The 12594-nt window shown below is 45.2% G+C and carries 11 protein-coding genes; 4 read left to right on the top strand and 7 right to left on the bottom strand.

Annotation, left to right across the window (positions count from 1 at the left end; genetic code table 11):
- Window positions 1-30: 30 nt before the first annotated feature.
- The 6 genes from LX99_RS16190 to LX99_RS25740 all read right to left on the bottom strand — a co-directional run bounded on the left by LX99_RS16190 (window position 31) and on the right by LX99_RS25740 (window position 7538).
- Window positions 31-3228: an efflux RND transporter permease subunit gene (locus tag LX99_RS16190; RefSeq protein WP_109608801.1), complete on the bottom strand. Its 3198-nt coding sequence runs from the start codon at window positions 3226-3228 to the stop codon at window positions 31-33.
- A gap of 25 nt (window positions 3229-3253) precedes the next feature.
- Window positions 3254-4399 carry an efflux RND transporter periplasmic adaptor subunit gene (locus LX99_RS16195; RefSeq protein ID WP_109608802.1) on the bottom strand — a complete coding sequence of 382 codons (1146 nt, stop codon included), beginning with the start codon at window positions 4397-4399 and terminating at the stop codon, window positions 3254-3256.
- A gap of 389 nt (window positions 4400-4788) precedes the next feature.
- Window positions 4789-5391 (bottom strand): TetR/AcrR family transcriptional regulator, encoded by a 603-nt coding sequence (locus tag LX99_RS16200; protein ID WP_022832368.1) that lies wholly within the window; start codon window positions 5389-5391, stop codon window positions 4789-4791.
- 144 nt (window positions 5392-5535) lie between these two features.
- Complete coding sequence (locus tag LX99_RS16205) at window positions 5536-6051, bottom strand: DinB family protein (RefSeq protein ID WP_109608803.1); 516 nt, start codon at window positions 6049-6051, stop codon at window positions 5536-5538.
- Between the two features lie 95 nt (window positions 6052-6146).
- Complete coding sequence (locus LX99_RS16210; RefSeq protein WP_109608804.1) at window positions 6147-7310, bottom strand: MFS transporter; 1164 nt, start codon at window positions 7308-7310, stop codon at window positions 6147-6149.
- Window positions 7311-7367: 57 nt separating this feature from the next.
- Entirely contained in the window at window positions 7368-7538 is a 171-nt protein-coding gene (locus tag LX99_RS25740; protein WP_170122725.1) for a hypothetical protein, read from the bottom strand.
- A 753-nt stretch (window positions 7539-8291) separates the two neighbouring features.
- On the opposite strand from LX99_RS25740, the gene LX99_RS16215 reads away from it, so the two are divergent.
- The 4 genes from LX99_RS16215 (at window position 8292) to LX99_RS16230 (ending at window position 12171) form a co-directional block, all read left to right on the top strand.
- Window positions 8292-9500 carry a zinc-dependent alcohol dehydrogenase gene (locus LX99_RS16215; RefSeq protein ID WP_109608805.1) on the top strand — a complete coding sequence of 403 codons (1209 nt, stop codon included), beginning with the start codon at window positions 8292-8294 and terminating at the stop codon, window positions 9498-9500.
- A 139-nt stretch (window positions 9501-9639) separates the two neighbouring features.
- Window positions 9640-10485: an SDR family oxidoreductase gene (locus LX99_RS16220; RefSeq protein ID WP_109608806.1), complete on the top strand. Its 846-nt coding sequence runs from the start codon at window positions 9640-9642 to the stop codon at window positions 10483-10485.
- A gap of 9 nt (window positions 10486-10494) precedes the next feature.
- Window positions 10495-11643 (top strand): SDR family oxidoreductase, encoded by a 1149-nt coding sequence (locus LX99_RS16225; protein ID WP_281270969.1) that lies wholly within the window; start codon window positions 10495-10497, stop codon window positions 11641-11643.
- A gap of 9 nt (window positions 11644-11652) precedes the next feature.
- Window positions 11653-12171, top strand: coding sequence for a DUF4142 domain-containing protein (locus tag LX99_RS16230; RefSeq protein ID WP_109608807.1), 519 nt, complete (start codon window positions 11653-11655; stop codon window positions 12169-12171).
- 93 nt (window positions 12172-12264) lie between these two features.
- Here the strand turns inward: LX99_RS16230 and LX99_RS25915 are convergent.
- On the bottom strand, window positions 12265-12594 hold a 330-nt coding region (locus LX99_RS25915; protein WP_211319039.1), incomplete at its 5' end, for an integrase core domain-containing protein.

Here is a 12594-nt window from a genome sequence, read left to right on the forward strand (position 1 = left end):
CCGCGATGGCTTTAGTTGATAGTTGATTGATTAAGCTGAAACTTCGTTTTCCAGTACAAGCAGAGGTTTACCATGCTCACCACTATGGTTGGTTGGTGATGGTTTGCCGCTGATCCGTTCCTGCAAGGCCTGGAATATCACATATAATACCGGGATGATAAACAAACCCAATATTACACCCGAAACCATGCCGCCTGCAGCGCCGATACTGATAGAGTGGTTACCTTGTGCAGACGGACCGGTCGCGATACTCATCGGGAACAAACCGAATACGAATGCCAGGGAGGTCATGATGATCGGGCGGATACGGAGCTGGGCAGCTTCAATAGCCGACTGAACCAACCCGTGCCCCTGCCTGCGGCGCTGTACCGCAAACTCAACAATCAAAATGGCGTTCTTAGCTAACAAACCGATAAGCATGATGAGCGCTACCTGTACATAGATGTTGTTTTCGATACCGGTTAAACCCAATACCGCGAACACACCGAATAAACCTGTAGGTATTGAAAGGATAACCGCCAACGGCAGGATATAGCTTTCATACTGTGCCGATAACAGGAAGTACACGAACACTAAACACAGGATGAAGATCACGGTCGATTGTCCGCCCGAAGCGATCTCCTCGCGGGTTTGGCCTGTAAACTCATAGGCAAAACCTTGTGGTAATTGCTCTTTGGCGGTTTCCTCAATCGCCTTGATGGCATCACCAGAGCTGTAGCCCGGTTTAGGGATGGCGTTGATCTCGATAGAGTTGAACAGGTTGTAACGCGAAGCTGTTTCCGAACCATAAACACGGGTTAATTTAACCAGGGTATTGATCGGTACATTCTGGCCTTGTTTGTTTTTTACAAAAACACGGTCGATAGTTGAAGGATCGGTCCTGTCGGCAACATCAGCCTGAACAATTACACGGTAATATTTACCAAAGCGGTTAAAGTCTGACGCCTGCGCTGTACCAAAGTAAGCCTGCATGGTGGTTAAGATATCTTTAACGCTTACACCTAACTGGTTAGCTTTTTCGTCGTCAACATCTAACTGTAACTGAGGATAATCAGCTTTGTATGAGGTAAAGGCGAAGGCCACAGCGGGTTTCTGCATCAGCTTGGCTATAAAGTTATTGGCAACGCCGCTAAATTTATCTAAACGGCCATTGGTTTTATCCTGCAACATCACGTCCAAAGCTTCTACGTTACTGAAACCGGGAACGGTTGGGAAACTGAACACAAAGAACGTTCCTCCCGGCACACCTGCCAGTTTACCACGTACAATGTTTTGGATAGCGTCGATATTTTTAACCTCGCCCCTCTCTTCATTAGGTTTCAACAACAGGAAGATAACACCTGCCGATGGACTGCTTGACTGGGTTAAGAAATTAAAACCGGATAGCGCGGTTACGAACCTTGCCGATGGTAAGGTTTTTAACTGCTCTTCAGCATCGTGAAAAATTTTGTTGGTACCGCTTAAAGAAGTACCTGACGGGGTGTTCACCGCGATGGCCACGAAGCCCTGGTCTTCTGTAGGGATAAAACCGGTTTTAGTACGGCCCATCATGATAACCGTTGCAGCAATGATAATAACAAGGCCGAGTATGCCCAGCCATTTTTTCTTCATCAAAAATTTCAACCCGCCAACGTATTTGCTGGTCATGTAATTGAAACCGCCGTTAAAGCCTGCATAAAACTTTTCTGCAAAGCCCTTATTATGGCCGTTGTGTCCGTCGGCATGTTTATTTTTAAGGAATAGGGCAGCTAATGCCGGGCTTAATGTTAACGCGTTAACAGCCGAAATGATGATGGAGATGGCCATGGTTAACGCGAACTGCCGGTAGAAGATGCCGGTAGAACCCGTCATGAAACTCACCGGTAAAAATACCGCCGCCATAACCAGGGTAATAGAAATGATGGCACCGGTAATCTCGTTCATTGCCTCGGTAGTAGCCGCTTTTGGTGTAAGCGTCGGATCCTGCTCCATTTTGGCATGCACCGCCTCTACCACCACAATGGCATCATCCACCACGATACCGATGGCCAGCACCAGGGCGAACAGCGTTAACAGGTTAACCGAAAAGCCAAACAGGTTCATGAAGAAGAACGTACCCAGAATAGCTACCGGAACCGCGATGGCCGGGATCAATGTTGATCTGAAATCCTGAAGGAAGATGAACACCACGATAAATACCAACACAAACGCCTCAACCAATGTATGCTCAACCTGGTTGATAGACTCATCAAGATCGGTTTTGGTACGGTAAAACTGGTTGTATTTGATACCGACAGGGAAATCCTTCGACAGTTTCACCATCAGGTTATCAATGGCGATCTGGATTTCGTTGGCGTTTGAACCCGACAACTGGATAATACCGATAATGATACCATCGTGGCCGTTCAGGTTACTTTTACTGTTATAGGAGTAAGAGCCTAATTCAACACGGGCTACATCTTTTAAACGCAGTACAGAACCATCAGGATTTGCGCGGATAGCGATGTTCTGATATTCTTCGGGCTTGGTAAGTTTACCTTTATATTTAATTACATATTCAAAGGCCTCATCGCTGCGCTCGCCAAATTTACCTGGCGCAGCCTCTAAGTTTTTGTCCTGGATAGCCGCGCTCACTTCGGCGGGTGTAACATTATGGGCTGCCATTTGTGCCGGGTTAAGCCAAACACGCATCGAATAATCTTTAACACCGCCAAATATACTGGCCGAACCTACACCCGGGATACGTTTAATTTCGGGAATGATGTTGATTTGCGCATAGTTGGCAACAAATGTGGCATCGTATTTTTTAGGATCGTCGGTGTAAATAGCCATCGCGCCGATAAAGCTGTTTTGCTGTTTGGTAGTTGTGATACCGTACTGCAAAACCTCGGCAGGTAACTGGCTTGAAGCCTGAGATACACGGTTTTGAACGTTTACCGCGGCCTGGTCGGGGTTAGTGCCTTGTTTAAAATAAACGGTGATACCTAATGTACCGTCGTTACTGGCGGTAGAGGTCATATAGGTCATATTTTCCACACCGTTTATGGCTTCTTCCAACGAAGGGGTAACGGAACGCAAAATAGTTTCGGCGTTAGCGCCGGGGTATACTGCCGATACCAATACCGCCGGAGGGGCGATATTCGGAAACCTTTCCAGGGGCAGTTTGGTTAAACCGAGCACACCCACTATCACCAGCAGTATGGAGATCACCGTTGAGAGTACCGGCCTTTCTATAAATTTCTGAAACATGACTTTTAAAGTTTAAGTGTATGTATTAGTGTTTAACTACGGCAGCTACCTTATCGGCTTGCTTTTGAGGCTGGATCACCATGCCTTCCTGTAGTTTATCGATACCGCTCAACACAATCTGATCGCCGGCTTTAATGGCCTCTTTATCTTTAACCAGGTAGTGATCGCCCGATTTGCCAATGATGTCGATAGGTTGCTTTTTAACCTTGCTGCTATCGCCAACAATAAATACAAATGTTTTATCCTGCATTTCAATTGTTGATGCCTCCGGAACGATCAGGGCGTCTTTGTGGCTCAGGCTTAAACGGATCTTACCGGTATTGCCCGAACGTAACAAACCATCAGGGTTTGAAAAATTCGCCCTTAGGGTAATAGCGCCGGTAGTTTTATCAAACTGGCCGTCAACGATATCTATTTTTCCTTGTTTAGTATATTCGGTGTTGTCGGCCAGTAACAATGATACGGCAGGCACGTTTTTCAACTTATCTTTCAGGCTTGCACCGGGGTATTGCTCTTTAAAAGCAACGAAATCTTTTTCGCCCAGTGAGAAGTAAACGTGAACATCATGTACATCTGATAGTTGGGTAAGCGGCGCAGCATCTGCAGGGGCTACCAGGCTGCCTTGCTTTTTGGCCAGCAGACCGATATAACCGCTAACCGGAGCCTTAATTAAGGTATAACCTAAATTGATCTGAGCCGTAGCTACGTTTGCTTTAGCCGACTCGATATTGGCTTTAGCAACTTCTGCCGCTGCTTTAGCTGTCTTCAACTGGTAATCAGATACTACCTTGTTGGCAACCAGCGGGGTTAATTTTTCAACCTCCAGTTGCGCGTTAACCTGGGCGGCTTCGGCCGCGTGTAAGCTTGCCAGGGCGTTGTTCAAAGCCGCACGGTAAGGTTGATCGTTAATTTTGAAAATTGGCTGACCGGCAGATACAAAAGCGCCTTCATCAACAAATACTTTATCTAAAGTACCGCTTACCTGTGGCCTGATCTCCACGTTTACAGCACCTTCTATTGAAGCAGGATATTCCTGGAAAGTTGTTTCAGAACCTGAAGCGATGGTTGCTACCGGTAAGGCCGGGGGGGGCGGCGCGGTTGGCGCCTGGGGTGCAGATGAACATCCATATAATGTTAAAGCTGCAACTGCTGCTAATACGAGTGTTTTCATGAGTGATGATTTTAAGAGTGATGAATAAACAGGATTAGTGTGGGTTGTTATACCCGTTTTGTATGATGAATTGAGTGTTTTCATTTTTATTTAATGACCATTTTTCAACTGATATGCCAGCAATTCAATTTACTGACTAACAGGTGATTAATATTACAGATAGCTATTTAAGTTGTTATATATCGTGATTACACGGTTTTTATCGCGTACAGTGCTAACTACAGTAATTAGATGTTACAACACCGTTAAATTTTTTAACACCGTTAAATGCTTTTCGCGGAGTGTGATCGAACTTGTTCATTGTATAAGCGTGTTTGAGTTAATGTGATTAATATTTATTTAACACCGTTAAATTATTTAACAGCGTTAGTAATAAAGCACGAGAAAGATTAATCTTTCATCGACCTGATAATACCGCTGATGGTATCTTTCAATACCTGGCGGTTAACATCGTCAGAGAAACCTCTGCTTAGTAAGTTGATGGATACCAACCCGTGTACTACCGACCAAAAGGTATAATATTTGGTGCAGATCATCTCATCGTTAATATCTTCGATATCCATGAGTTGTTTAATTGCCTCGCTAACCAAAGTTGTAGGTACCTGTGCCTCGGGAAGTGCCTTGATCATATCGCAGCAGCAATTCATCTGCACACCAAACATTACCTGATAAAGTTCCTTGTTTGCAAAGGCGAAGTTCCAATAGGCCAGCCACATAGCCTCCAGCTGTTGTTCAGGGCGCTCATAACTGTTGCGGGCAGCGGTCATGTCTTTACCTAAAATAACATACCCCTTGCGGGTAAGCTCAATCAGGATCGCATCCTTATTGGCAAAATATTCATATATAATGGGCGCTGTGTATTCAATTACATCGGCAATTTTGCGCATGCTCAGGGCTTGCCAGCCTTCATGCTTTACTATCTGTAGCGCGGCATCCAGGATATTGATCCTGGTTTCCTCTTTTAAGCGCTGAATTCGTTCTTTACTTGCCATTTTACTTACACCGGTAAATCATTTAACAGTGTTAAGCAAAAGTATAACGGTTTTTCATTTTATTTACCATCGGTTTGTAAAAAACGTTTCATGCAATTGTCATGCATTAAACCTTTAATCGCCAATCCCGTCGCGCAGCAATGCTTACTTTTTTACCAGATATACCAATTGCCCGATATGGTATCCCTGGTGAACAGTTCTGTTAATCAAAATATTTAACCTGTTACGATGAGGTTCCTTTTCAAAAATATCCAAAGCAATGGCGCTGTGGGGCTTAAACCACTCGTTGGGCTGCATGGCATTCATTTTTTCGGTAAGCACCTCGTTTACCTTAGTCCAATACTCCTTTAATTCGGCTGGTGAAGGTTTTTCAAGAAAGGCACTTTCAGGATTCTTCAGAAACAGATCATCCAGTTGTGGATACAACCTGTCGCCGAGGCCTAAATAAGTTAACAAGGCATCGCTCACAGCTGTAAGGTGCCCCAGCAAATAAACCCCGCTGTTACGGCCCTGAGCTGTTTCCTTAGCCAATTCATCATCGGTTAGTTGAGCAAGCAGGCTGTTGAGGCGGCTGTTTTGCAGCTCCCAGTTTGAAACAACCATTTTGATAAATAATTCCGTCGACGGCTGAACGCTGATATCGATAACGTTTGTGCTCATTTTTTGTAGATGTAATAACAAACCTTCAGATTTGATATCACAATGATAAGGTAAAACCTTTTACATACAACCGTATAGTGGCTTATATGACAAAATTATGATATCGAAGTGGGCTCATCTTCAATTTTCGTCACCATCCAGATCATCATACCCGCGAAACCTGCTACCACAAAAAATGATACCTGTAAATTTGTTACCTGGCCTATAAATCCAACTATAGGTGGAACAATTACAAAACCAAGGTACCCTACGGTAGATATTGCCGCCAGGGCCTGGCTGCTGTTCATTGTTTTCGATTTACCAGCCATGTTAAATACCAACGGCACTACGCAAGACACTCCGATACCTATCATCCCATATCCTAAATAAACGGTAAAAGTGAATGGCAAAAATACAGTTACGAGTAAACCTGCAAACACCAGCATGGCGCTGTAGTTTAGAACCTTTTTTATGCCCACAGATGTTACTACCCTATCGCCTGCAAACCGGCCGATAGTCATGCTAACCATGTAAACCACAAAACCAGCTTCGGCAAAAGCTTTAGTGGCATGTACTACTTTTTCAAAGTATACGCCGCTCCAATCGTATAGCGTATTTTCGCAAGCCATAGAAGCGAACGAGATCAGCGCGAATTTAAGCAGATGCTTATCAGGCATCGAAAATACCGACTTACCCGGAGTTGCCGCCGGGCGATAGTCATAAGCGTTGGGATAAAAAATCGCCGAAAATATCATCAGCACGATCCCTACACCTAACAAATGATATGAGGTGGCAATATTAAATAATACCATCAGGTACCCCACTGCAGCTCCGCTAAAACCCGCGAGGCTCCAGATACCATGCATCGTAACAATGATCGATCTGTCGTATAATTTTTGCAAGCCCACGGCCTGGGCGTTCATAGATAAACCTAATATATTACGAGTTGAACCAATAAAGAATGTCACTAACATCAACTGCCACATGTAAGCGGTGAAGCCAGGTAAACAAACAACCGCGCAAAAAGCTACAGCGCCTATCATCATCATGAGGCGACTGCTGAAATGTTTGATCATTTTTGATGTTAAAGGCATCGTGAGCATTAACCCGACAGGCATGGCCAACAGCACCAAACCCAGTTGGGCTTCATTTAAGTTAAGCTGATTTTTGATGGATGGTATCCGCGAGGCCCATGATGAATATCCGAAGCCCGAAATAAAAAAGAATACACTGTTGGCGATCCGCATTTTTGATCTGCCCGCAGCCGTTAGCTCGTCCATTCGGCCAATTTAGGGACAAATTGCCTGTATAGATGCTGATATTGCAATTAAATGCTTTTACATGCAGGGCTGTAACTCGCCGCAGGGGTTGTTTTTAGGTTCCGGCTTATGGAAAACTTTGTTAAAACCCTGTTGTACATAAGTTAAGCCTAAATTTAAAAGTGCCGATACCTGCAACGGCGTTGTATCAGGTAAAGTAAGTGATATGAGGTGTGATAGCAGTTTCATGATTGTATTATCGTTTCCTGCTGCAAAAATGCTACAATGATTTTGAAAAATAATTGATGTAGATTAATAACTGACGTTGCGCAGATAATTGCGGGAGAGTATGATAAAGGTTTGACAATGAAAAAAACCTCACCTAATCCTCTCCGAAGGAGACGACGACTTGAAAAGGTGATAAGTCGACTGTAAATCGCTGTATAATTAAAGAACCAAATACTGGTTCAACCGTACTCGACCGAAGCATCATCATCTGCTTACCTTTGGGGCTTTCCACCCGCCGTTGCATATAGTCGTAATGGTTGATCCGCAGAATCGATCACTTTTTTTTAATTTTAAGTGTTGATTTGTAGCGGAAATTAAATGGAGTATTGTTCCCTAACTCTCCGCATCAAGTGTATAAAGTTTTTTTAAAACGCCTCAAATCATAGTATTTGTGGCGTTTCTTGTTTACAGGCACACATCTAAACCTAATACTCATCTTCTGATCGAACCGTCATGCGATACCTTTTTCGGATTCCTAAACTTAGTCTCACGAAATCGCTTATTAAACGCTAATTGCCAAAGCGCGAAACAGAACCAATAACTTGCTAACTCCCGCAACCGCTTCCATGCTTTCCGATACCGCCTATATAAGTTTTAATCGCTTTTACGCTTCAGCTTACCAGCTTTATAAGTAGGTTTTTATTTATATAATATATTTAAAAACAAATAATTTCACTTGAAGTTAAACTTATACATTAAAACTAAAATCCACCTATGAAAGCAGCAGTATTTCACAAACCGGGCGATATTCGCTACGATACCGTTGAAGATCCTCGTTTGGAGCAAGACACCGATGTTATTTTAAAAGTTACTTCTACCGCGATCTGCGGTTCTGACCTGCATATCCTGAGCGGCGGCGTACCGCAACCAAAACCCATGGTAATGGGCCACGAATTTATGGGAATTGTGGAGGAGGTAGGCAAAGGCGTTACCAGGCTAAAAAAAGGCGACCGTGTGGTGGTTCCCTTCCCTATCTCTTGCGGGCATTGTTTTTTCTGCCAGCATGATGCCTCTCCCGCCTGCGAAAACTCCAACTATAAACACTACGGGCCTGATGGTGATATGGCCGACCAGAAGGGTGCCGCTTTGTTTGGCTATACTGATCTGTACGGAGGATACTCCGGCGGCCAGGCCGAATACGTACGTGTGCCCTATGCCGATATCAGCCCGAGGGTTGTACCGGATCACATGACCGATGAGCAGGTTTTATTCCTGACGGATATTTTCCCTACCGGCTGGTCGGCAATTGATTGGGCGCAGTTGAAGGGCGGTGAGGTTGTGGCCATATTTGGTTCAGGGCCCGTTGGATTAATGGCGCAGAAAGCTGCCTGGATCAATGGCGCAGGCCGCGTGATCGCCATCGACCCATTGAATTACAGGCTGGAAAAAGCTAAAGCGGTTAATAACGTGGAAACGCTTAACCCCAACGAAGTAGACGTGGTGGAAGCTATCCGCGCTATGACCAACGGCCGCGGCGCGGATGTTTGCGTGGATGCTGTTGGCTTTGAGCCGGAACGCAATATCATCGACAAAGCTAAAGCACTGATCAATTTTGAAGTTGGCAGTATGAAAGTACTTGACATGGCTTTTAAAGCTGTTCGCCGGATGGGAACCGTTTCCATTATGGGTGTTTACGGATCAACCTATGATAACTTCCCGCTGCACCGTTTGTTTGATAAAGGCATTACCCTTAAAATGGGCCAGGCACCGGTATTAAATTACATCGATCATTTAATTGAACTGGTAAAGGAAGAAAAAGTGGTATTGGATGACATCATCACCCACACCCTGCCCCTGAGCGAAGTGACACATGGTTACGAGATCTTTGAAAAAAAAGAGGAGGATTGCGTGAAAGTGGTATTGAAACCCTGGGAACAGCGGAAACCAAATGATAACACCGAGCCTGTTAAAATAGAAAACTAATCATCATACTGCGCATATAACACACAACCCAAACGCTGAAAAAATAACAGCAATGATGCTCACAAAAAATCAAAGATGAAGATTTAGGCTTGCGCTATGTGATTGGCCTCGCACCCTTCAACACTAAAAACAAAGAATAATGACAAACACTCCAGATAAACAGAACAGGCAACCGGGTATTGAAGCTCAAATGGATCCGGCGCCTGAATATATTAAAAACAGCTACCAGGGCTCCGGTAAATTGGCAGGTAAAGTTGCGTTAATTACCGGAGGCGACTCGGGCATTGGCAGGGCGGTAAGCGTTCATTTTGCACGCGAAGGGGCTGACGTGGCTATCGTTTACCTTGATGAAGACGTGGACGCCAACGAAACCAAGAGACTGGTTGAAGCCGAAGGCCAAACTTGTATTTTGCTAAAGGGCGATGTAAAGAATGTCGATTTTTGTAAAAAGGCAGTCGCGGATACGGCTGATCAATTGGGCAAGCTGAACATCCTGGTGAATAACGCGGGGATGCAGTTTCCGCAAAAAGATCCGAAATCCATCGATGAACAGCAACTGGAAGATACCTTTCGAACCAATATTTTCGCCTATTTCCATTTTGCCAACCAGGCGCTGGAACATCTGCAGGAGGGCGATTGCATTATCAATACGACATCAGTAACCGCCTACCGTTCTTCGCCCAACCTTATTGATTACTCATCTACCAAAGGCGCTATCACAAGTTTCACCCGCTCACTGGCCACTAACCTGGCGGATAAAAAGATAAGGGTCAATGCCGTAGCTCCCGGCCCCGTGTGGACACCACTCATTGTTGCCACGTTCGACGAAGAAAAGATCAAAAGTTTCGGCAGCGAAACTGCTATGAAACGTGCAGGGCAGCCTTCGGAGCTGGCATCTGCCTATGTTTTCCTGGCCTCGGAGGATGCTTCCTTTATTACCGGGCAGGTTATTCATGTAAACGGCGGAGAGGTGGTAAACGGTTAAACAAAACAGGTGGTCTACTACTATGAAAGCCATCGTATTTATTCACAAAATCTTCCAAGCCCGCAAATACGGGAAAAAATGGGCCGCTATTTTAAGAGAAAAGACTCCTATACCCCATTAAACAATCTTACCGAAACAGAAAAACTAAACATGAACGAAGAAAATAAAATGAGCCGGCGGCAGGTAGTTGCCGGCTTAGGCGCGGCAATAGCAGCCGCTACAGTTTCGCCCGCGCTGGCAGCGGCAGGAACAACAAACACGCAGGTTGACGGACCTGCGAAAATCAGCGACCCTACTAAAATTTACCCTAAACCACCATTTAAAAGCCAACCCCAGCCATGGCCGGGCCTGCAAAGCAAAATGGATCCGGTACCCGATTGCGGTGAAACCAGCTACAAAGGATCGGGCAGGTTAACGGGCCGTAAGGCGCTCATTACCGGCGGCGACTCGGGCATGGGTCGCGCAGCAGCTATAGCCTATGCCCGTGAGGGTGCGGATGTGGCCATCAATTACTATCCTACAGAAGAACAGGATGCTCAGGAAGTGATTGCGCTGATTAAAAAAGAAGGACGCAAAGCTATTGCCATCCCCGGCGATCTGCGTAGTGAAGACTTCTGTAAGCAGCTGGTTCAAAAAGCGATAAGCGGTCTTGGAGGCCTGGATATTATCGTGAATAATGCAGGCAGGCAGCAGTCTGTAAATTCCATCACAGATGTCACCACCGAGGAGTTTGATGCTACTATGAAAACCAATGTCTACGCGCCGTTCTGGATTATCCGCGAGGCATTGCCTCATTTGCCGCCGGGTTCAGCCATTATAGGTACTACTTCAGAGCAGGCCTACGATCCGTCGCCAGACTTGTATGCTTACGCTCAAACCAAAGCAGCTACCATGAACTATGTAAAATCGCTGGCCAAACAGTTAGGGCCGAAAGGTATCAGGGTTAATGGCGTTGCACCAGGGCCGGTTTGGACGGCCTTGCAGATCAGCGGTGGCGCACAGCCTGAAAAACAACAGATGTTTGGCAGCTGGACCATGTTAGCAAGGCCGGGGCAACCCGCAGAGTTAGCTTCTATTTATGTACAATTAGCAGCATCAGATGCCAGCTTTGCTACCGGACAGATTTATGGGGCATCGGGTGGTGTTGGTCAACCTTAATCAAATAGCATGAAAAAAGCGATTTTTATTTCACTTTTGTGCATTGGCGGTTTCACCGCCCATGCGCAAATCCCGCAACCTGATCCTGATACGACAGCTCAACATTTCCTGATCGTTGCCAGCATAGGTAATTTACAGGAAGCAAGTGCAGGAAAGCTCGCCATACAAAAAGCCCAACTCACCGATGTTCGCTCTTTTGGCCAGATGATGGTTAAAGGTCATACGCAGGCCCAGCAACAACTGTTACAGCTGGCGAAAAAAAACGGTTATAACCTACCCCAGGCAGCAACCGGGGGTATCCAGCCCGATCTCAACCTGAAAAAAGCAGGGGCAGATTTTGACAGGCTATATGTACACGGTATGTTAGCCGGGCACAATAACACGGTACAAACTTTTGAAAATTACGCTATAAACGGCAAAGACCCAGCGGTTAAGGCGTTTGCTCAACAAATGCTTCCCACGCTTAAAGCGCACCTCGCGGCTGTTAAAGCGCTTGATGAAAAAGTAAAAGATCAAGTAGCGAAGTAATTTGTCAGGAAAAAAGAATTATAATAAATTAAAGCTTTCACAACAGTACCTTAAAATGTAATAGCCACTATTTGATCTGACAGTTGTGTATTTTTATAAGTTTTCAGATTTGATTTGTGAATATAGTTTTTTCTCGTCTAAATGCACCGACACAGATTCTTCTGAGCCCTTTTTGTGAGGGCTCTGAAGAATCTGGTCATCGGCGAGCCTCTCCAATAACTTTTCCTGTGCCATTGGTATACTGTCGATGAGCGTTTGCATGGGCGTTTTACCAAAGCAGTATTTCCCGCTATGGGTCCGTTCATTATTATAATTGTACATCCATCTGTCCAGATCTGCCTGGAGTTCAGCTATGCTGCGATAGATCTTTTTTCGGAAAGCGATAGCATAGAACTCATCCTGGATAGTGCGGTGGAAGCGCTC

This window comes from Mucilaginibacter oryzae (assembly GCF_003148845.1).
GTDB lineage: Bacteria > Bacteroidota > Bacteroidia > Sphingobacteriales > Sphingobacteriaceae > Mucilaginibacter > Mucilaginibacter oryzae.